The sequence below is a fragment of the Tamilnaduibacter salinus genome, from assembly GCF_003096655.1.
GTDB lineage: Bacteria > Pseudomonadota > Gammaproteobacteria > Pseudomonadales > Oleiphilaceae > Tamilnaduibacter > Tamilnaduibacter salinus.
Genome location: NZ_QEKQ01000003.1, coordinates 364,616 through 384,045, shown reverse-complemented (window position 1 = coordinate 384,045; position 19,430 = coordinate 364,616). Strand labels below are relative to the sequence as shown.

The window sequence follows — 19,430 nt, the reverse complement described above, 5'->3', positions numbered from 1 at the left end:
TCCTCAGTCGACAACGCCGGTGAATCGGCCCTCATCCACGCCCAGGTGCACGCGGGCAACCGGCTCTCGGGCCGCCAGCTTTTCCAGCAGCGCCAGGGAGACCGGCGGCAGCAGTTCGCCTTCAATGATCGCCTCAAGCATCCGGGCGCCATTCTCACTGCGCCGGGCCCGCTGCCGGACGGCATCCACCACAGCCTCATCCAGCACCACCTCGGCGCGGTAGCGATCGCGAATCTGATCGGTCAGGCGCGCGAGCTTGTCGGTGACGATGCGGTTCAGCGTCTCGTCACCCAGCGGGCCGTAGGGCACGACGTTCATGCGGGCCAGCAGGGCCGGCTTGAAGAAGTCCGCCAGCTCCGGGTGCAGGGCCTCTTCCAGGGCCTGGTCGTCGCTCGTTTCGAAATGGTCGACGATGGTCTGGTAGCCCAGGTTGGAAGTCAGGAAGAACACCACGTTCTGGCAGTCAATCATCCGCCCTTCGCCGTCCGCCAGCTCGCCCTTGTCAAAGGCCTGGTAGAACAGGTTCAGCACTTCCGGGTGCGCCTTTTCCACTTCATCGAGCAGCACCACGGAATACGGCTTCTGGCGAATCGCTTCGGTGAGCTTGCCGCCCTCGCCGAAACCGACGTAGCCGGGGGGTGAGCCAATCAGGCGCGAGACGGTGTGCTGCTCCTGGTATTCGGACATGTTGATGGTGGTCAGGAACTGGCGACCGCCGTACAGCAACTCCGCAATCTGGAGCACCGTCTCGGTCTTGCCGACGCCGCTGGGGCCGACCAGCAGGAAGGCCCCCATCGGGCGTCCGGGGCGGCGCAGATCCGCCCGGGCCGTCAACAGACGCTGATGAAGCGTATCGATGGCCCGGTCCTGACCCTTGATGTGGGCTTCCAGGTGCTCAGGCAGGCGCGTGATCTTCTCCAGCTCGTCCGCCGTCATGCGATTGACCGGAATGCCGGTCCAGTCGGCGATGACTTCCGCCACCTGCCGACGATCCACCATGGCATGGACCAGCGGCTCATCGGCCTGTAGCGTTTCCAGCTCGGCCACCAGTGCCGCCGCCTGCTGGTGCAGCGAGGACGCCTCACCCTCATCGTCCGACAGCAGCTGTTCCCGGACTTCGATCAGTTGGTGCACCAGATCCCGTTGTGTCTGCCAGCGCGCTTCCAGTTCGGCAATCGACGCATCGCAGGCTTCCAGATCGCGAGCCACGGTGTCGGCACGATCGTCACTCCGGCTCTGACCCAGCTGGCCTTCCCGGCGGATCAGGTCCTGTTCCATGGCCAGCTGATGGCGCTCGCTGCGCAGATGGCTGAGCTGGCGCGGCGGCGTGCTGAGGTTGAGCGCGACCCGTGCCGAGGCCGTATCGAGTACGTCGATGGCCTTATCCGGCAGCTGACGACCGGCCAGATATCGGGCCGACATCTGCGCCGCGGCGGTCAGGGCACTGTCATCGATCAGCACCTGGTGGGCCTGCTCATGCACCCCCCGCAATCCGCGCAGGATGTGGACGGCCTGCTCCGGTGACGGCTCATCGAGCGCCACCAGCTGGAAGCGGCGGCTCAGCGCCGGGTCCTTCTCGATGTGCTTCTTGTACTCGCGCCAGGTGGTGGCGGCGATGGTGCTCAGCTCGCCCCGGGCCAGTGCGGGTTTGAGCAGGTTGGCCGCATCGGAACCGCCCTCGTTGTTGCCGGCCCCGATCAGTGTGTGGGCCTCGTCGATGAACAGGATGATGGGCGTGGGCGAGGCCTTCACCGCGTCGATGACGCCTTTGAGGCGCTTTTCGAACTCGCCCTTCACGGACGCGCCGGCCTGCAGCGCGCCCAGGTCCAGCGACCAGAGTGCGACGTTCTTCAGCCGATCCGGCACCTCGCCGGCGACGATGCGCAGGGACAGGCCTTCAACGATCGCGCTCTTGCCGACGCCCGCGTCACCGACGGCGATGGGGTTGTTCTTGCGGCGCCGGCAGAGGATGTCGATCATCTGGTCCAGCTCCGCATCCCGGCACAGCACCGGGTCCAGTTCCCCGTTGCGGGCCTCCGCGGTCACGTCCCGGGCGAAACGGTTGAGGGCATCCTCTGAGCCGGCGGCCGGCGCGGCCTCACCGGCACTGGCGGCCACCGGCTCTTCGGCCGAGCCCCTGGTCATGGCGCTGAACTGACGGCGCACCTGCTCCCGGTTGATCTCCGACAGTTCGCCACTGACCGCTGGTTTGAGGTAGCGGTCCGCGTGCAGCAACAGCGCCAGCAGTATCACCCCCGAACGCAGCTCACGGTGCTCCAGCTCCGTCGAGCCCAGCAGCCAGGCATCCTGAAGCAGCTCGATCAGCAGCGGTGAGAACGACGGGTAAGCCTCGGCCGTCTCCGCCGCGCCCGCCAGACTCTCGCCCACCACCGGCTGCAGTGCATGGGGATCGATGCCGGCATGGTCCAGGATCAGGCGGACGTCGGAATACGGTGTTTCCAGCAGTTTGAACAGCAGATGCGCGGGCGTGATTTCCGCGCCCTGCCGGCTGATGCACAGCGCCGCCGAGGCTTCCAGTCCTTCGCGGCACATATCGTTCAGACGCTCGACGAGCGCCGGTAGTTCAACCCGAAGCAAAGCAATCTCCTTATTCAGGTCGGGAGTTGGTCCAGGACGCTGAGCAGATCCTTCATGCGTTCATCCAGCGCCATGGAATAGAGGGTGTAGACGGTGCCCATCGCCACCAGGAACAGACCGCCGAGGCCCCAGATCGGGAAGCCGCGCCGCAGCCGGTTGCGCGCCGGGATCACATGGTCCAGCGCCGAGCCCAGCGACTGTTCCCGGTCCGGGGCGCGCCAGGTCTCGATCTGACGATAAAGGCCGTTGATGATCCGCTCATACTCGTCACGGCCGTTGTCCATCACCTTGTAACGCCCCTCGAAGCCGAGGCAGAGCGCCAGGTAGATGAACTCCAGCATGTCGCGGTAACGCTCCGGCGACTGTTCCATACGCGAGAGGATGGCGAAGACCTTTTCCCCGCCCCAGGTCTCGTTATGGAACCGGGACAGCAGCGAATGCTGGGACCAGACGCTGTACGCACCCCAGTCCGTGCCCAGCACCGCCTCGTCAATCAGCGCGCAGAGCACATAGCGGTAGGCCACCACCGTGGGCCGTTCATAGCCCTGCTCGATCAACGACCGGTCGATGGCGGTGATGTCGTCCACCACCTGCTGGTACAGCGTCGGCACCTGATCGAATGCCGCCAGACGACGGATGCGGATCACCAGCCCAAGCAGCGGCGTGGCCGCGTGCACCAGCCGGTTGTCCTCAAACCCCTGGAGCCGGAAGGTGTCGTCGTCACCGGCAGGCGTCGCCTCCGGCTCCTCGAACAGCATCTGGTCAAATTGTGTGCGTTCCGGTGTGGCCGTCTCGTCCATGACTAGCTCCTGATGGCCCAGAACTGCATGTCGATACCCGGGAAGTCACCCGCCACGTGGAAGGCAAAACCACTGGCGTTGTCCAGCATCTGCCAGGCCTGGCTGTGGCTGTCCAGGCGGAAGTAGGTGAACCCGGCGTGATAGGGCAGCTGCCGCGGCGCCACGGGGAGCGCTTCAAGCGGAATGCCCGGTAGCTGCAGGCTGATGAGGTCGCGGATTTTCTCGACCGAGGCGACCTTGCATTGCTGCGGGAACTGCTTGCGCAGGTCGTCCTGCGGCATGTCCGCGCGCACGGCGAGAATGAACTCGGCGTCGCCGGTCAGTTCGGTGTCCTGCAGCGGTGCGACCGTCAGACCGTACTGGCGCTGCTGGAGCTGGATGGCCACGGCGCGGGGCTCCAGCACGGTACTCAGCGCCTGACGCAGTACCTTCATCAGCGGCCCGAAGGCGGTCTCGGGCAGATCGTGGTCGTAGGCCGGCGCCTCCTGCGGCAACCGGTTTTCATCGGTAAACGTCACCAGCTCCCCACAAAGCCCCAGCAACTGCTCGTAGAGCCGCTCCGGATGGAGCTGGCGCAGCCGGGCCAGGTGACGGAGCTGGGGGTGGGACCGGTTGAGCATCTGCAGCAGCATGAAGTCGGCCACGTCCGCCACCCCACCCTGGGACGGCGCACCAACGCGTTCAGCGATGTTGCGGGCCCGTTCCTGCATCAGGCCGGCCATTTCGCCGACAAAACGCTGCAGACGCGGCGCCGCACGGACACTCAGCATGGTGGGCAGGAAATCGTTGTCCATGACCAGACTGCCATCCGGGCGCTTCTCCAGAATGCGGCCGATTGCCAGCGTCGCGTAGGCACTGCGGTCCTCACGCTCGAGCATCAGGCGCGGGTGGACCCGGGCCACGTCGATGGTGTGGCTGTCACCGTCCACCGAATGGAGGTCACGGATTTCCGCGGCGTCCGCATGATAGCGCGCGGAGACGCCCGCCTCGGGCCAGGCCACCTCCGACAGACTGTCGGTCGCCAGCGGCAGGGCCAGGTAGACCACTTCGTTCGCCACGTCCGCATCGGTAATGTCCAGCGGCTGGGGCGCGTGGTCCTCTTCCGGCAGGCTGAAGCGCGTGCCATCCGGGAACAGTCCACGGGCGCGCACCAGCCCGACGCGCCCGAAGCTCAGATACTCGTCGTTGATGGACAGTTCACTGAACCCGTAGAGGTAGTCCGAGACCGCCAGCGTCCGCTCATTGATCTGATGCTCGAAGTAGCGCTGTTGCTGCTGAAAGTGCTGCGGCTTGATGAACAGCCCGTCACTCCAGACCACACGGTTGACTGCTGACATCACTCCTCTCCCGATTTGCCGCCGGCTTTCTCAAGCACCACTTCCCGGTCCCGCAGGTTGACCAGCAGGTGGTAGTCGCCGCCCTTGGGCTCCACCTTGACCACCTTCTTCCACTGGGACTGGTTGGGGTAGGCGTAGTACGCCACCACACCGAGATAACGCGTCTTCTCGGTCAGCTCCATGGGCTCGATGAACTTGAACTGGCCGGGCACGAGCGTGTAGTCCTTGTGATCGATGTAGTTGCTGCCCAGCGCGTCCTCGAGGCCGGACAACAGTTCATCGAACCCGGCCGCCATCACCCGGGAACTGTCCTCGAGCTGAAGCACCTGGAAGTTGATCGGTGTCGGCTGCTGGGAGCCGTTGGTGTTGACGTTCGGCTCCGCCAGCATCGCCAGATCGGCGGTGCTGGGCAGGTCTTCTTCATAGCCGACCGGCACGTCCGGGTTCCACAGGACCTTGGCGGTCTTGGTCACCGCGTTGTAGGGGGTGCTGCAGGCCGTCAGGGCCAGCGCGCCGGTCAGAATCATCCATGGCATGGGTTTCACAGCATCGACTCCTTCTGTTGCTGTCGTAAGTGGTGGTCACGGGCCTGCTCGAACACCTCCTCGAACAACTGCTCAAACCCGCGCTGATGGCCGGATTGCAGCTCCGCGTGATAGTGGCGATACATGGTCCAGGCCCAGGCGTTCTCGTCCTCGCCGGGTTCCAGGTGGCGCCGATAGCCGTGAAAACGACGCAGCATCTGATCCGGATGGAAGGCGTCCAGCATGGCGCCAAGGGCCTCGCGCATGGCAGCACGGGTCGCCGCCTGATAGTGGCGCAGCTCGTCCAGACTCTCCTTCACGGCGGCCGGCGCCGACAGATGCACCGGGCTGCGGTCGTCGGCAAACAGCGTCTCCAGCGTGTCGGGATAGGACCGGCCGAGCTTGAGCGGGTTATCTTCGATCGGCTGCAGCCGCGCCCGCAATGCGAGCTGGCGATCATCCTCCTGTTCGTGCAATGCCAGCAGGCCCTCAATGGCGGCCCGCAGCGTGGCACCCGCTTCCTCCAGAAACACCCGGCTCTGCTGGCTGTCGCCAACGGCCATATCCGCGTTCAGCCCCTGAAGCAGTGGCGAGAGGCTGATGTGCGTCCGGCTGCGGTCGTCCGTTGTATTCGTTGGTGTGTCAGTGGTCATCCTGGCGCGCTCTCCTTCCGTGCGGGGTAACAGCAGGGCGGCGTCCCGGTCGCCCCGGTAAACATCGTTGCGCTCGCCCTGAACGGCCTCCGGCTCTGGCGGCTCATCGTCGCCAAGGGCGGACAACGGGTTGGTGGGCGCGGATTCTCCGGCCTCCCGGGGCAGTTCACCCAGTGGTTCCGCCGGAGTGGGACCGTCTTCCTCCACATCCCGACGAAGCAGCGCCTCTTCCGGACCATCCACCAGGCTGTGATCCGGCGCATCGGTCTCCGGAACATCGGGGGCATCGGCCACCAGTTGGTAGCGCCCCAGCCGGATCACATCGCCCGGACTGAGCCGGGCTCGGCGACCCCGGCCCACCGGCTGGCGAGCGCTGTTGATGAAGCTACGCCCGGACCGGTCGATCAGGCAGAAATCCCCGTCCAGCCAACGGATTTCCGCATGACCGGCGACGACGCCGCTGCGTCGGCCGGACAGCTGCCAGGTGTCGCTGGCGGCGGAGCCGATGGAGCCACCGGCCCGGCCGAACGCGTGGGAGGCGTTCACCGCACCGGGAACCGCGGTCGGGTTGTCGATACGCAACCGGAGTGTTTGCTGTTGTGCGTCCATGCCATCAGGTCCTGATCTGGATCCGAACCGCATGCCCCTCGGGCGAGGGCTTCGGATCGACAAACGAATTCCAGCCCAGCCGCACGTCCTGCCCCATGGTCAGCGGCCGGATGTCCTCCGGTCGCATGACGAGCTCCAGGTCGTAGGCAAGCTGTTCGCGCATGGTGAAGGCCACCAGGCTCACCAGCCGCTCATGGTCCTGCCCGTTGGGCAGGAAGTCCTCAAACCGCTCGCGGCTCAGCCCGCCGAGACGCAGGATGAACTTGCCGCTGCGATCCCGGATCCGGCTGCCCACGAGTGTGGTCTGGCCCAGTTGGGCGTTACTCTGACCCAGCGCGGTCTGCTGGTCGTCCGGAATCCGGACGGTGCGCAGCGCCCAGGGCTCGATCTGCACGTCCTCCAGGTCGAAGCAATGGGCGATGATGCCGCTGACCACATCCGGCGAGCGGCTGCGGCCGGCCATCAGGCCCGCCTGGGCCATCATCTTCGACCAGTTGATGGGCGTTTCGCCGCGCAGGTCCGGGTCCCCCAGACCGATCAGAGAGAAAATATGCTCGGAGAAGGCGTCGGTCGCGCCCGGCTGAAAACGCACGTAATATCGGTACTTGCGCCAGACCCGGTGGAACAGCGTCACCAGCCGGTGGTTGAAGAAGTCCAGAAAGTAACGGCGAAGGCCGGTCTCCTGACCATACTCCCAGGCCAGTTCGTCCAGGTAGTAACCCGGCAGGGGCGACTGCGAGCCATGCAGCCCCAGGAAGCTCACTTCCATCTGATAGGGGGCGTAATCATGAGCCGGCTCTTCAGCGGAGACCACGTCCGTGCCAGGGAACCCGAGGCTGGCGCTGGCGGAGAAACGGATGCGTTCCTGCCGCGGCTCGCTCTGACCCGGGTCCTCCAGATTGTCGCCATGCAGCCGGTGGATCAGGTCCACCAGCTGGAAAAAGCTGTAGCGCCGCGCATTGCCCAGAACGGGTTTCAGGGCGGCTACATCAGTGGCTGCTGCCCTGTCTGTAACGTCCATGTGTACCGTTCCTGGTTGTCCGAGTTCACCACATCCAGCAGGTGAAACGCGTTGATGCTGGCGTACAGGCCGAAGAAGCGGCTCAGTACGGTGCCGAACAGGTAGAGATCACCTTCCGAGGCAAACGCTTGCTGGTCCAGCGTCAGTGTGGAGCGGATGCCCCGCACCGGCAGCCCCTTGTACATGCGATCCACCGGCTCCGTGTCGATCGCACCGATACCCTCCAGCCGCTGCCGGGAGATCCGTTCGGCCTGGCGGTCCACCAGCGCGCGGAAATCATAGACCCGCAACACCGAGCGCAGCGCGTCCACGTCCAGCAGCGACAGGTAGTTGAGGGACAGGTTCGAGATCAGCGTCCAGAGCAGGCTGCCGTCCAGCGTCGGCCGCAGTGTCCGCGTCGGCCGCGTCACGTTGCGGAACGTCGCAAACGCCGGCGCGCTCTGGGTCGCCTCGCAGACGTCGCCCACCGCCAGTTGTGACGGCAGCTGCCGGTTGGTGCAGGTCAGCGTCAGGGACACGGCCTCGCGCCGATCCAGACAGCTCTGCTCGTCGCCACGGACGAAGGCGATGCAATGATCGAAGCCATCTCCGCGAACACTCTCCCGGACCCGCACCCGGTAGTAGAGCGCGGTGCGGTTGCGGTCGCGCTCCACCTGATGCTCGAAGCTCTCGAATGGCGTGTAGGTCCGCGGCTCGCCCCGTCGCTGGTGCTGCGGGTCCTCCAGCCAGCCCTCAACCCGGTCGACACTGAAAACCTCGTAGTGTGACGGGTAGCGGCTCGACGGCTGGATGCGGTACTCCGTCTGTCGGCCGTTCAGGTCCACCGGATCGGCTTCGTGCCGGAACAGGTTGATGGCCGGTGTGCAGTAGAGCTGGAAGCTGTCCTCCCGCACGCGCACATCGGGCGGCAGCGTGCGGTCACAGCGGAACCGGATCTGGATCTCGTCGGCCTGCGCCGGCGGCAGGTAGCGACCCAGCCCGGCGACGTCCACGAAATGGAACGCTTCGGGGAAGCTCAGATACTCCTGCAGAATACGGTAACCGGCATAGGCGTTCTTGGGATACGGCAACAGCGCATCCCCTTCCCCAAAGCCGACCGGCTGCAGGCACGTCGACGGAATCGGGATGGTCCCGCCGTTCACCACCAGCTCCACACCGGTCAGACAGTGGTTGAGCCACAGGTAGAGGGTCTCGGCCGTATAGCGGTCGCCGCCCAGATAAAGCCGCAGGTCGTCCATGCCCAATTCGGACAGGGGCTGATCGGTGTGGAGCGCCAGCGACAGCGTGATCGTGGACACCTCCCGCGAGTGCGCTGCCTCCACGTCCGCCACCGTCATGGGGTACATGGCCAGGTCCCGGCAGGTCCGGAAACGGCATTGGGTCCGGCCCTGGCCGTCGTCCACCGGACGGCTGCGGATTTCCGTACCCTTGGCAATGCGCTGACGCTCACTGATGGCGTGCAGTTGCGGGTCAAAGCGCATGATCGTCGCGCTCGGCACCGGCCGCAGATAGTTCGGCCAGAGCATGTTGAGCAGCGAGTGAGTCAGCTCCGGAAGCTCGTCCTCCACTTTCTCGCGCAGACGCCCGGTCAGAAACGCGAAGCCTTCCAGCAGGCGCTCCACGTCCGGATCGTTGCTCTGCTCGGAAAGGAACCGGGTGAGCTGCGGATGCGCGTCCGCAAACTCCTGGCCCTGCAGGCGAAGAAAGTTGAGTTCGTCCCGATAGAATCGATTCAGCTTCACGGTGATACCACGCGATAATATCGTCTCTCGTCCAGCACCAGGTCGATGACGGTGCGGCCTTCGGCCGCATCGACCTGCAAGTGGACCGTCACCTGAAAGCGCAACTGCAGCGGGTCCGGCCCCTGGGGCAACGTTTCCACGTCAACCCGGCGGACCCGCGGCTCATACCGTTCGATGCACTGACGGATGGCGCCCCGGATACGGATATTGAGGTCCTCGGTGCCCAGAGTGGCGTCATTGAAATCCACCAGTCCGAGCGTCGGCGCGCTGGCGCTGTTGCCCGGATGACTGTTGAGCAGCCGGACCAGGTGGCGTTTGATGGAGTCCACCACGTGGGTGACCTCCGTCATGCCCGTCCCGGCCGGCTGATCTGCCGCCTCAAGACGCTCAAACAGGCTGCCGCCCGAGGGCGCCCCGCCCGCGTTGTTTCCGAACACGGGTCAGTCCTTGTCGAGCCGCCCAACCAGCGACAGCTCGAAATTCGCCCCCATGTACTTGAAGTGCGGACGGACCGCCAGCGACACCTGGTACCAGCCCGGCTCGCCCTCGACTTCCTCGACGCTGATCTGCGCCGCACGCAGGGGGCGACGGCTGCGCACGTCGGCCGGCGGGTTTTCCTGGTCGGCCACGTACTGCTTGATCCAGGTGTTCAGCTCGCGTTCCAGATCCTGACGCTCCTTCCAGGAACCGATCTGCTCACGCTGCAGCACCTTGATGTAGTGGGCCAGGCGATTGACGATCATCATGTAGGGCAGTTGGGTGCCGAGCTTGTAGTTGGTCTCGGCTTCCTTCCCCTCCTTGGTGTTGGGGAACTGCTTGGGCTTCTGCACCGAGTTGGCGGAGAAGAAGGCGGCATTGTCGCTGCCCTTGCGCATGGTCAGCGAAATGAACCCTTCGTCGGCCATCTCGTACTCGCGCCGATCGGTGATCAGCACCTCGGTGGGAATCTTTGATTCGATCTGCCCGAACGATTCGAACAGGTGTACCGGCAGGTCCTCGACCGCCCCGCCGCTCTGCGGACCGATGATGTTCGGGCACCAGCGGTACTTGGCAAAGCTGTCGGTCAGGCGCGTGGCCAGCAGGTACGCGGTGTTGCCCCACAGGTAGTCCTCGTGATCACCGCTGACGTCTTCCTGATAGTTGAAGCTGCGGACCGGGTTCTCGACCGGATCGTACGGCGTGCGCAGCAGGAAGCGCGGCGCGGTCAGTCCCAGATAGCGGGCATCCTCAGACTCCCGCAGGGACCGCCACTTGGCATACTTCGGCCCTTCGAACACCGCTTTCAGCTCCTTGATGGCCGGCAGCTCGCGGTAGCTGTCCACCCCGAAGAAATCCGGTGCCACCGAGGACAGGAACGGCGCGTGCGCCATGGCACCGACCGACGATACGTACTGCAGCAGCTTCATGTCCGGCGTGGACGGCGTGAACGCATAGTTGCCGATCACCGCACCCACCGGCTCACCGCCGAACTGGCCATAGCCGGAGGCGTAGATGTGCTGGTAGAAACCGGACTGTGTGACGTCCGGGGCAAACTCGAAGTCCTCCAGCAGCTCGTCCTTGGTGGCATGGAGGATGTCGACCTTGATGTTTTCCTGGAAGTCGGTCCGGTCGACCATCAGCTTGAGGCCGCGCCAACTCGATTCCAGCTCCTGCAGCTTGGGCGCGTGCAGGATTTCGTCCATCTGGTCGCTGATCTTGCGATCGAGCTCGACGACCATCTGGTCCACGAGCGCCTTGTTGACCGGCTGGCCTTTCTCCTCGCTTTTCAGCAGGTTGGAAATAAAAGTCGCCACCCCCTGACGGGCGACATCATAGCCCTCATCGGCCGGCGCCATGCGACTGTTGGCCATGACCTGATCGAGCAGGGAGCCTTCCCCTGCGGCTTCGGTGTCAGCAGATTGCTGTTCGGCAGTATCAGACATACCACATCCCTTCAGTACGTTGTCGGATCAGAAAGCCGGTGCACGACGGACTCCGCATCCTGCGTGGTCGCGTTCAGTGGGAATCAGGCACCAGCGTTGCGTGTGCAGCCCGCTTCGGACTAGCCCTCGCCTTCGGGCGACTTCTCACCATCCAGATCCAGCTCGGACAAGAGCTGCTCCCGGGCCTCATCGCTGTCCAGCAGCTCCTGCAGTTTGCTGCGGAACGACGGCACGTTGCCCAGCGGGCCCTTGAGCGCAACCAGGGCTTCGCGAAGCTCGATCAGCTTGCGCAGCTCCGGCACCTGGCGGGCGACACTGTCGGGACCAAAGTCCTCGAGGCCTTCGATGTTGAGATTGACCGGCAGATCGTCCGCCTCTTCGTCCAGGCGATTGCGGACACTGGTCGACACACTCAGTCCCGCCTCCTTCATCACGGAGCGGAAATTATTCTTGTCGACGGAGACGGCCTTGCGGTCTTCAATGGGGGTTTCTTCCGGCTCACCGGTGAAATCACCGACGACCATCATCTTGAGCGGCAGTTCCTCTTCCGCCTGCTGATCACCGGTTGCGGGGACGTACTTGATATTGATGCGCTCTTTGGGCGCGACAGAACCTTCCTTAGCCATGGTAGGAGTCCTTTTGTCTTTCCGTTTACAGCGTTCAATCCTTTGCGGGAGCGACGGCGTCGTGCTTCCCGGCACATCATCCCGATGTGCGAACGCATAGAACTGTACAGGGGAACGACCGGCCATCTCAAGCAAGAATTCGCCAATTCCCGCACATTCAGGCAATTATTTGCCGGACGAGAGCAGGCGCCCCTTGATTACGGACCGAAGCATGACGCCCGGGGCCGGGTCTGGCTATACTGGCAAACCGAAACCCTGGGGAGCCTCGGACCGCCCAGCGCGCCCCGACCAACAACGACAAGAGAAGGATGACGAATGAGTGATCTGAAAGCCCAGTTCGAGGAAGCCGTCAACTACGTCCAATCCGCCGAGGGCGATTTTGAACCCTCCAATGAAACCAAGCTGGCGTTCTACGCGCTTTACAAACAGGCCACGCAGGGCGATGTCAGTGGCAAGAAGCCGGGCATGCTCGACGTGGTGGGGCGCGCCAAGTACGGCGCCTGGGAAGAGCTCAAAGGCATGTCCAGTGACGAAGCGATGCAGAAGTACATCGACCGCCTGGAGGCCGCCAAAAACGGCTGAATCACGCCCGCGGTCGCCGGCAGCCCGAACCGGGCTGCCCACTGCGCGTGTCTTTTTCACGCTGTTGTCATAGAATTCCGCGACGCTAACAACAACAACATCACGACCACAGGAATTCTTCCTCATGAGCGAAGCACTGGAGCAGAGCCGCCCCGGGCTGCTGGCCCGTGTGAACCGGCGTATTCAGAGTCATCAGCTGAACCTGCGCACCGAGCAGACCTATCTGCACTGGATCACCCGTTACCTGCTGTTCTACGACATGCAGGACCCGGCCCGGCTGGGTCATCATGACATTCGCGTGTTCCTGGGGTATCTGGAGGAGCGCATGCAGGTCTCCCAAGCCCGCCTGAACCAGGCCAGCCAGGCCCTGCACTTTCTGCACGAGGCCGTGCTGGACGAGGTGGGTGCAACGGCGGTCGCCTGAGGTCAGGGGCGGTCGGTCAGATTGGTATTGAGAGCCTCGTATGTACGGTTTTGGGGTGGCCGGATGACGTAGTCGTCGCTGAACGTCTGCCCCGGGACCCGTTTTGGCTCACTGTAAATGATCTCGACCGGTATCTGGCCGCGCTCGGCACTGCTCAGCCCATCATTCGGCTGCAGGGCAAGCGGGTCGAGATAATGATCCTCGCGACCGCCACTGGGTGAGCGGGTCGGAACGCCGGCTGCCGGCTCATCAAGACCGCCCTCGATCACGGTTGAGGACATGGCCTGCTGATCCATGCTTTCGAAGGGGATGGTTTTTAGCGTCGAGCGTTCCTCATAGGTGAACGCCCCCTGCACGCTCTGTGAAGACGACGGGGACTGGGCCCACACCGGTGCCGTGCTGACGGCACCGACCAGGGCGACCAGAGCGTATCGGGCGACCCGGGACTGAATGGCTGTTGAAACACGCATAAAAATTCCCTGGAACGAACTCCCCAAAACAGACGGCCTGCCCGGACCGTTCGAAAGAATCAATCAAGACATCAACGTCAATGATACGACGTTTTTGGTGATTTTCTAGTCAATTAAAGCAGTTGATTTTCTTTTTCGTCAATTCTGTGACGGCCATCACCCAACGGAATCATACCGAATAGCGGCGACAATGTACTCATCACGCCCCTGCGGCGTGTCAAGAATGACTTCATCGTCCTCGCGCTTACCAAGCAGAGCCCGCGCCAGCGGTGAATCGACACTGAGAAGCCCCTGCTCCAGATCGAACTCGTCCGGGCCGACCAGGCGGTACTCACGCTCCTCGCCGTCTTGCGTTTCAAGCGTAACCCAGGCTCCGAAGAATACCCGGCTGGTGTCGTCCGGCAGGCGGTCCACTACCGACAGCTCATCCAGGCGCTTGGTCAGAAACCGGACGCGTCGGTCGATTTCCCGGAGCTGCTTCTTGCCGTAGATGTACTCGGCATTCTCGGAGCGATCACCCAGCGCCGCCGCCTCCCGAACGCGCTGGGTCACCTCCGGGCGACGTTCCTTCCAGAGATAATGCAGCTCATCGCGCAGTGCCTGCTCGCCGGCGGGGGTAATGTATCGGGATCGTCGGGCCATGCGGGGGTCCTGATTGCGTTGATGGATTCTAGTGTCCCGTCGGGCACCATTGGACGCCAATCCAGAGGCAAAAAAAACCCCGCCAGAGGGCGGGGATCAAGGTTAGCGCTGTGCTGAAGGGAGCAATCAACCGGCCAGGAGACGAAGGCCGGTCTCGCCACTCAACCGTTCCCATTGTGCACACAGCACCTTACCTCGACGTGGCCCGGTTATTACGGTTTGGCAAGGGCGGATTAGGTTGAGCATTCTAATGCGACCGCTTACATTACGCTCACGCTATTGGGCGCTCCGCCCGACAACAACGGTTTGCCATCAACAACGAGGACACACCATGAACCTGAAGAGCCTCTCTGACCGGGCCCTGAACGGCCTGGACGCGGTTGGTTACCAACTCGACAACCTGGGCATTACGAACAAGATCAATCGCCATTCGCTGATCGCGCTCATGATGGCCGAGCAGAAACACCTTGAGGGTGAGTGGGACAGCCTGCAGGCCCGCTACGGCGCCCGGTTCCGTCAGGTCGAAGGTCTCGTGGGCCGCGTTCGCGGACTGATCCGGGCGTAAGACGTCGTCGGACCGGCAGTCAGTTCTCCTGCCGGTCCGGGCCACGACCGTCCGGCACGGTGACCGGCAGGTGGATGACCACCGACAGGCCGGGGTGTTCCTCATCGTCGTAACGGTCAGCCAGATCGATGCGACCCTGGTGGATGTCCGTCACGGCACTGACCAGACTCAGCCCAAGCCCGTTTCCGGGCAGTGACCGGCTCTTGCCGACCCGGTAAAAGCGCTGGAACACATTTTCTTTCTCCCCATCCGGGATGCCGATACCGCTGTCACTGACTTCCAGCCGCACTTCCGATCCGGCCGGGCTGACCGCCACGCGGATGTTCCCGCCTTCCGGTGTGTACTTGATGGCGTTGTCGATCAGGTTGCTGACCATCTGGAACAGCAGGTCGCGGTCCCCCTCGATCGTCACGTCCGAATCAATCGACTGCTCAAACGTCTGCGACTTGTCCTCGGACACCGCCTCGTACAACTCACACGCATCGGCGACGAGCTCACCAATGGGCACGTCGGTTTTGTCCGCGGCATTGCCCCGGGTTTCCAGGCGGGCAATCCGCAGCAGCGCATTGAACGTGGCCAGCAGTTGATCCGCCTCGGCGACAGCCTGCCCGGCATGCTCCCGCGCCTCGTCATTGTCTACAGCCATCAGCGTGGTTTCCAGCTGATTGCGCAGTCGGGTCAGCGGCGTGCGCAGGTCATGGGCGATGCTGTCGGACACATGCCGGATGCCTTCCATCAGGTACACGATCCGGTCCAGCATCTGGTTGAGGTTTTCGGCCAGCTGGTCGAAATCATCGTCCGTGCCCTTGGTGGGAATCCGCAACGACAGATGACCATTCATGATGCGCCGGGAAATCGTATTGATGACTTCAATGCGACGGGTCGTGCTCCGGCTCATCATGAACCCACCCAGCAGCGCCAGCGCCAGCGTGATCGCCAGCCCCCAGTTGATCGCCTGCTCGATCAGCCGTTTCAGGCGGGTCAGTTCCTGAATGTCGCGCCCGACGAGCAGTTGCAGACCGCCCTGGACTTCGAAGATTCGAGCCCGGGCCAGGCGCTCCTCACCTCGCCAACCCAGTGATTCGTCGAGCGTGAAATTGATCCAGGCGCTCTGGCTTTCCCGCGCCTGCTCCGGCCAGTTGGAAAGGTTGCCGGCCAGCTTCAGGTAGTCGTCGGTGACCAGCAGATAGATGGATTTGCCATCCGGATCGCGGGCGGCCCGTTCGCGGATGATCGAGATCAGTCCGTTGACGCCTCCGCTGCGATACTGTTCGGCCAGACCGGCGATTTCCGCCTCGATGGTTTCGTCGGTCTGGGCAGTCATGAAACCGGCGGTGCGCCAGTAGATGAACGCCAGCAACAGGAACACGGAGGTGGCGAAGACCACCATGTACAGAAGCGCCAGTTGAAAGGAGGAGGTCCGGAGCTGACTAAGAATCTTCACGCAGCATGTATCCCGCGCCGCGGATCGTCTGAAGCAGCGGCTTGTCGAATTCCTTGTCGATCTTGGCCCTCAGGCGGCTGATGTGCACGTCGATGACATTGGTCTGCGGATCGAAGTGGTAGTCCCAGACCTTTTCCAGCAGCATCGTCCGCGTGACCACCTGGCCGGCGTTGCGCATGAGGTATTCCAGCAGCCTGAACTCGCGCGGCTGCACATCAATCCGCTGGTCCGAGCGTTTGACGGTACGGGCCAGCAGGTCCATCTCCAGATCCGCCACCCGCAGGACGGTTTCCGTATCCGACGTCTGCCGCCGGCGACGCACCAGGGCGTCGATACGGGCCAGCAGCTCGGTGAAGGAGAACGGCTTCGTCAGGTAATCGTCGCCACCGCCACGCAGTCCTTCCACGCGGTCGTCCACATCGCCCAGCGCACTGAGAATCAGGACTGGAACGGTGTTGCCGGTGGCCCGGACCGTCTTGATGATCTGTAATCCGTCCATCCCCGGCAGCATCCGGTCGACAATCATAATGTCGTATTCTTCACTGGCCGCCATCATCATGCCGTCTTTGCCATTGTCGGCGTGGTCGACCGTGAAGTCGGATTCCTTCAGGCCTTTGAGCAGGTAGCTGGATACGTCCTGATCGTCTTCAATCACCAGTGCTTTCACCGGGAGCCTCCTCGTCGGCAATGTGTCATGCGGGACAGGTTAATGAAGTCCCGCTCACCATCGCCAGTTACGATCCTGTAAGAGGGTGTCGTCATTGGCGACGCGCCGGCAGCCAGTCGAGGCTGTCCAGCGTGGAGCCTGTCGGCCGGTACTCGGCACTGACCCAGCCGTCATACCCCATCTCATCCAAAGCGCGAAACACGGCCGGGAAGGCAACCTCGCCGGTTCCCGGTTCGTGGCGGCCGGGGTTATCGGCAAACTGGACGTGACCAATCCGGGACAGAGACCGCCGCAGGGTCCGGATCAGATCCCCTTCCATGATCTGCATGTGGTAGAGGTCATACTGGAACAGGACATTGGGCCGGTCCACCGCCTCAATCACAGACAGGGCGTCGGTGGAGGTGTCGAGCAGGAACCCGGGCATATCGACACGGCTGTTGATGGCCTCGACCAGCAGCGTCCGCCCTTCAGTCGCCAGTCGATCGGCCGCCCAGCGCAGATTGTCGATCAGCGTCATCCGGCAGGCCTGCGGGTCCCCATCGGGCGGTAACAGGCCGGCAAGCGCATTGAGGCGCGGGCAATCCAGGACATGGGCGTAGTCCAGCGCCTGATCGACGCCCTCACGGAATTCCGAAACGCGATCCGGCAGCCCGGCAATCCCGCGCTCACCAGCCGCCCAGTCACCAGGCGGCAGATTGAACAACACCTGCTCCAGACCGGTGTCATCCAGGCGCTGGCGTAATGTGGTCGCCGGCCATTCATAGGGAAAGAGGTACTCAACCCCCCGGAAACCGGCTTCCCGGGCCGCGTCAAAGCGCTCCAGAAACGGAACGTCGTTAAACAGCAGCGTCAGGTTGGCGGCGAAACGGGGCATGTCAGTCGTCCTCTCCCGGCCGATGGCGCCGCAGACGCGTGCCATTCAGGTGCTCCAGCCCCAGCAGCAGACCGCTATGGTCGGTCTCGCCGTGGCCGTTGGCCACCAGGGCGCGGTAGGCGTCGTGGGTCTGCTGGGCCAGTGGCAGGCTGAGCCCATCCTCGTGGGCCTGATTCAGAATCATGCGCAGGTCCTTGAGCTGGATACGTGACGGCGCACCCGGCTCGAACGTCCGGTCGATCATGCGCTGACCATGCAGCTCCAGGATGCGACTGCCGGCAAAACCGCCCATCAGCGCATCCCTCACGGCCTGCGGGTCCGCGCCGCCCTCCGCTGCCAGCATCAACGCCTCGGACACCGCCCCGATGGTGATGCCCACAACCGCCTGATTGGCAAGCTTGGCGAGCTGCCCCGCTCCGGCCGGGCCGATGTGTGTCACCCGCCCCAGAGTGTCCAGAACCGGTTGCGCCTGCTCCAGCGTGTCGGCGTCACCGCCGGCCATGATACTCAGTTGCGCCGCCTCGGCACCGGCCGTCCCGCCCGACACCGGCGCGTCCAGCCAGCCCAGCCCGAGATTCCTGCAGCGGACCGCCAGACGCTTGGCAAGACTCGGAGGCGCGGAACTCATGTCCACAACGGTGGCACCGGATGACATGGCTGCCAGCACGCCCTGCTCTTCCAGCACCGAGGACACCGCCTCACCGTGTTCTAGCATGGTGATCACCAGGTCGCTGCGGGAGGCCGCTTCCGCTGGTGTGTCGGCAATCGCCGCGCGGTCCCGAAACGGGTCACACTTCGCGGCCGTGCGATTCCAGAGCGTCACCTCGTACCCGGCACGAATGAGGTTGCTGGCCATCGGCGCGCCCATCAGGCCGACGCCCAGTAGAGCAATAGCAGGCTGTGTCATCGATGATTGGCTCCCAACGAAAAACGCCACCGACTCGTCGAATCGGTGGCGTTGCGGCTTCGGATTTCAGAGCGGGTGGCCGGTCAGGCGGCCAGTTCCCCCATTTGTGCCCGGATCTTCTTCATGGCGTTCTTCTCCAGCTGCCGGATGCGTTCGGCCGACACACCGTAGCGATCCGCCAGCTCATGGAGCGTGGACTTGCCTTCGCTCAGCCAGCGCGCCTTGAGAATGTCCTGGCTGCGCTCATCAAGGCCGGACAGTGCCGCCTGCAGACGCTGGCTGGAGTCCTCCGCCCAGTCCGACTGCTCCAGCTGGGTGGCCGGATCATTGCGACCGTCCTGGAGATAGTGCGCCGGAGCCTGATAGACGTGGTCATCGTCGTCATCCATCGGACCATCAAAGGCCGAATCCTGGGACGCCAGACGCCCCTCCATCTCCCGGACCACTTTGGGCTCCACGCCCAGATCGGAGGCGACCGCCGTCAACTCGTCCTGGGACAGCCACGCCAGACGCTTCTTCTGGCTGCGCAGGTTGAAGAACAGCTTACGCTGGGCCTTCGTGGTCGCCACTTTGACGATCCGCCAGTTACGCAGGATGAACTCGTGAATCTCAGCCTTGATCCAATGCACGGCGAACGACACCAGCCGCACCCCATAGGACGGATCAAACCGCTTCACGGCCTTCATCAGGCCCACGTTCCCCTCCTGGATCAGGTCGGACTGGGCCAGACCGTAACCGGCATAACTGCGGGCAATGTGGACGACGAACCGAAGGTGCGACAGCACCAGCTGCCGGGCGGCTTCCAGGTCATTGTCCTGGTGCAGCCGCTCGGCCAGATTCCGTTCCTCGTCAGCGGACAGCATCGGGATGCGACTCGTGGCCTGGATGTAGGCCTCGAGGTTGGCACCCGGAACCATTCGGTCGGTCAGCTGTAGACTCGTACCCATGCTTTTCACCTCCGCTGCTCGGCCACCTAACAATATAACAAGACACACAGACGGCGCCAAGCTGGCTTTTCGCCCC

Annotated in this window: 20 protein-coding genes; 3 read left to right on the top strand and 17 right to left on the bottom strand. The window is 63.6% G+C overall.

Annotated elements, in window-relative coordinates:
* Positions 1-3 precede the first annotated feature (3 nt).
* The 10 genes from tssH to tssB all read right to left on the bottom strand — a co-directional run bounded on the left by tssH (position 4) and on the right by tssB (position 11,832).
* Complete coding sequence (gene tssH / locus C8D92_RS06805) at positions 4-2,598, bottom strand: type VI secretion system ATPase TssH (RefSeq protein WP_116918826.1); 2,595 nt, start codon at positions 2,596-2,598, stop codon at positions 4-6.
* Between the two features lie 14 nt (positions 2,599-2,612).
* A complete protein-coding gene (icmH, locus tag C8D92_RS06800) occupies positions 2,613-3,398 on the bottom strand; it encodes a type IVB secretion system protein IcmH/DotU (protein ID WP_116918825.1) in 786 nt (261 codons plus the stop codon).
* Positions 3,399-3,400: 2 nt separating this feature from the next.
* Positions 3,401-4,735, bottom strand: a complete 1,335-nt coding sequence (tssK, locus tag C8D92_RS06795; protein ID WP_116918824.1) for a type VI secretion system baseplate subunit TssK — start codon at positions 4,733-4,735, stop codon at positions 3,401-3,403.
* Positions 4,735-5,271 (bottom strand): type VI secretion system lipoprotein TssJ, encoded by a 537-nt coding sequence (gene tssJ, locus C8D92_RS06790; protein ID WP_116918854.1) that lies wholly within the window; start codon positions 5,269-5,271, stop codon positions 4,735-4,737. The genes tssK and tssJ overlap by 1 nt, the downstream gene beginning before the upstream one ends.
* 5 nt (positions 5,272-5,276) lie before the next feature.
* Positions 5,277-6,521, bottom strand: coding sequence for a type VI secretion system-associated FHA domain protein TagH (tagH, locus tag C8D92_RS06785; protein ID WP_116918823.1), 1,245 nt, complete (start codon positions 6,519-6,521; stop codon positions 5,277-5,279).
* 4 nt (positions 6,522-6,525) lie between these two features.
* The gene (gene tssG / locus C8D92_RS06780) at positions 6,526-7,542 is read right to left on the bottom strand and encodes a type VI secretion system baseplate subunit TssG (protein ID WP_116918822.1); all 1,017 of its coding nucleotides are present in this window, start codon (positions 7,540-7,542) and stop codon (positions 6,526-6,528) included.
* The gene (gene tssF, locus C8D92_RS06775) at positions 7,506-9,284 is read right to left on the bottom strand and encodes a type VI secretion system baseplate subunit TssF (RefSeq protein WP_095611373.1); all 1,779 of its coding nucleotides are present in this window, start codon (positions 9,282-9,284) and stop codon (positions 7,506-7,508) included. The genes tssG and tssF overlap by 37 nt, the downstream gene beginning before the upstream one ends.
* Entirely contained in the window at positions 9,281-9,721 is a 441-nt protein-coding gene (tssE, locus tag C8D92_RS06770; RefSeq protein ID WP_116918821.1) for a type VI secretion system baseplate subunit TssE, read from the bottom strand. Before tssE ends, tssF begins: the two co-directional genes overlap by 4 nt.
* A gap of 3 nt (positions 9,722-9,724) precedes the next feature.
* Positions 9,725-11,206: a type VI secretion system contractile sheath large subunit gene (gene tssC / locus C8D92_RS06765; RefSeq protein WP_116918820.1), complete on the bottom strand. Its 1,482-nt coding sequence runs from the start codon at positions 11,204-11,206 to the stop codon at positions 9,725-9,727.
* A 119-nt stretch (positions 11,207-11,325) separates the two neighbouring features.
* A complete protein-coding gene (gene tssB, locus C8D92_RS06760; protein WP_095611376.1) occupies positions 11,326-11,832 on the bottom strand; it encodes a type VI secretion system contractile sheath small subunit in 507 nt (168 codons plus the stop codon).
* 315 nt (positions 11,833-12,147) lie between these two features.
* Here tssB and C8D92_RS06755 point away from each other — a divergent pair, with 315 nt between their 5' ends.
* The gene (locus tag C8D92_RS06755) at positions 12,148-12,414 is read left to right on the top strand and encodes an acyl-CoA-binding protein (protein ID WP_095611377.1); all 267 of its coding nucleotides are present in this window, start codon (positions 12,148-12,150) and stop codon (positions 12,412-12,414) included.
* A 124-nt stretch (positions 12,415-12,538) separates the two neighbouring features.
* The gene (locus C8D92_RS06750; RefSeq protein WP_095611378.1) at positions 12,539-12,838 is read left to right on the top strand and encodes a phage integrase N-terminal SAM-like domain-containing protein; all 300 of its coding nucleotides are present in this window, start codon (positions 12,539-12,541) and stop codon (positions 12,836-12,838) included.
* Positions 12,839-12,840: 2 nt separating this feature from the next.
* Here the strand turns inward: C8D92_RS06750 and C8D92_RS06745 are convergent, their stop codons facing one another.
* Together C8D92_RS06745 and greB are read right to left on the bottom strand one after the other, a co-directional pair.
* Positions 12,841-13,308 (bottom strand): hypothetical protein, encoded by a 468-nt coding sequence (locus C8D92_RS06745; RefSeq protein WP_116918819.1) that lies wholly within the window; start codon positions 13,306-13,308, stop codon positions 12,841-12,843.
* 156 nt (positions 13,309-13,464) lie between these two features.
* Positions 13,465-13,950: a transcription elongation factor GreB gene (greB, locus tag C8D92_RS06740; RefSeq protein WP_116918818.1), complete on the bottom strand. Its 486-nt coding sequence runs from the start codon at positions 13,948-13,950 to the stop codon at positions 13,465-13,467.
* Between the two features lie 331 nt (positions 13,951-14,281).
* On the opposite strand from greB, the gene C8D92_RS06735 reads away from it, so the two are divergent.
* Positions 14,282-14,515: a hypothetical protein gene (locus C8D92_RS06735; RefSeq protein ID WP_095612111.1), complete on the top strand. Its 234-nt coding sequence runs from the start codon at positions 14,282-14,284 to the stop codon at positions 14,513-14,515.
* Positions 14,516-14,534: 19 nt separating this feature from the next.
* Here C8D92_RS06735 and C8D92_RS06730 read toward each other — a convergent pair whose 3' ends face one another.
* From C8D92_RS06730 to rpoH, 5 genes are all read right to left on the bottom strand, one after another.
* Positions 14,535-15,959 carry a HAMP domain-containing sensor histidine kinase gene (locus C8D92_RS06730; RefSeq protein WP_116918817.1) on the bottom strand — a complete coding sequence of 475 codons (1,425 nt, stop codon included), beginning with the start codon at positions 15,957-15,959 and terminating at the stop codon, positions 14,535-14,537.
* Positions 15,946-16,626 carry a winged helix-turn-helix domain-containing protein gene (locus C8D92_RS06725; protein WP_095612109.1) on the bottom strand — a complete coding sequence of 227 codons (681 nt, stop codon included), beginning with the start codon at positions 16,624-16,626 and terminating at the stop codon, positions 15,946-15,948. Before C8D92_RS06725 ends, C8D92_RS06730 begins: the two co-directional genes overlap by 14 nt.
* A 91-nt stretch (positions 16,627-16,717) precedes the next feature.
* Positions 16,718-17,500, bottom strand: a complete 783-nt coding sequence (gene hyi / locus C8D92_RS06720; RefSeq protein ID WP_116918853.1) for a hydroxypyruvate isomerase — start codon at positions 17,498-17,500, stop codon at positions 16,718-16,720.
* A gap of 1 nt (position 17,501) precedes the next feature.
* Complete coding sequence (locus tag C8D92_RS06715; protein WP_116918816.1) at positions 17,502-18,407, bottom strand: NAD(P)-dependent oxidoreductase; 906 nt, start codon at positions 18,405-18,407, stop codon at positions 17,502-17,504.
* Positions 18,408-18,490: 83 nt separating this feature from the next.
* A complete protein-coding gene (gene rpoH / locus C8D92_RS06710; protein ID WP_116918815.1) occupies positions 18,491-19,354 on the bottom strand; it encodes an RNA polymerase sigma factor RpoH in 864 nt (287 codons plus the stop codon).
* Positions 19,355-19,430: the final 76 nt, after the last annotated feature.

Bases quoted from the DNA above. Each gene is read 5' to 3' on its own strand.
- C8D92_RS06735 (WP_095612111.1), top strand. From the start codon at position 14,282: ATGAACCTGAAGAGCCTCTCTGACCGGGCCCTGAACGGCCTGGACGCG.
- tssK (WP_116918824.1), bottom strand. From the start codon at position 4,735: ATGTCAGCAGTCAACCGTGTGGTCTGGAGTGACGGGCTGTTCATCAAG.
- C8D92_RS06750 (WP_095611378.1), top strand. From the start codon at position 12,539: ATGAGCGAAGCACTGGAGCAGAGCCGCCCCGGGCTGCTGGCCCGTGTG.
- tssJ (WP_116918854.1), bottom strand. From the start codon at position 5,271: ATGCCATGGATGATTCTGACCGGCGCGCTGGCCCTGACGGCCTGCAGC.
- tssC (WP_116918820.1), bottom strand. From the start codon at position 11,206: ATGTCTGATACTGCCGAACAGCAATCTGCTGACACCGAAGCCGCAGGG.
- rpoH (WP_116918815.1), bottom strand. From the start codon at position 19,354: ATGGGTACGAGTCTACAGCTGACCGACCGAATGGTTCCGGGTGCCAAC.
- tssB (WP_095611376.1), bottom strand. From the start codon at position 11,832: ATGGCTAAGGAAGGTTCTGTCGCGCCCAAAGAGCGCATCAATATCAAG.
- icmH (WP_116918825.1), bottom strand. From the start codon at position 3,398: ATGGACGAGACGGCCACACCGGAACGCACACAATTTGACCAGATGCTG.
- C8D92_RS06745 (WP_116918819.1), bottom strand. From the start codon at position 13,308: ATGCGTGTTTCAACAGCCATTCAGTCCCGGGTCGCCCGATACGCTCTG.
- C8D92_RS06755 (WP_095611377.1), top strand. From the start codon at position 12,148: ATGAGTGATCTGAAAGCCCAGTTCGAGGAAGCCGTCAACTACGTCCAA.
- hyi (WP_116918853.1), bottom strand. From the start codon at position 17,500: ATGCCCCGTTTCGCCGCCAACCTGACGCTGCTGTTTAACGACGTTCCG.
- greB (WP_116918818.1), bottom strand. From the start codon at position 13,950: ATGGCCCGACGATCCCGATACATTACCCCCGCCGGCGAGCAGGCACTG.
- tagH (WP_116918823.1), bottom strand. From the start codon at position 6,521: ATGGACGCACAACAGCAAACACTCCGGTTGCGTATCGACAACCCGACC.
- C8D92_RS06715 (WP_116918816.1), bottom strand. From the start codon at position 18,407: ATGACACAGCCTGCTATTGCTCTACTGGGCGTCGGCCTGATGGGCGCG.
- tssG (WP_116918822.1), bottom strand. From the start codon at position 7,542: ATGGACGTTACAGACAGGGCAGCAGCCACTGATGTAGCCGCCCTGAAA.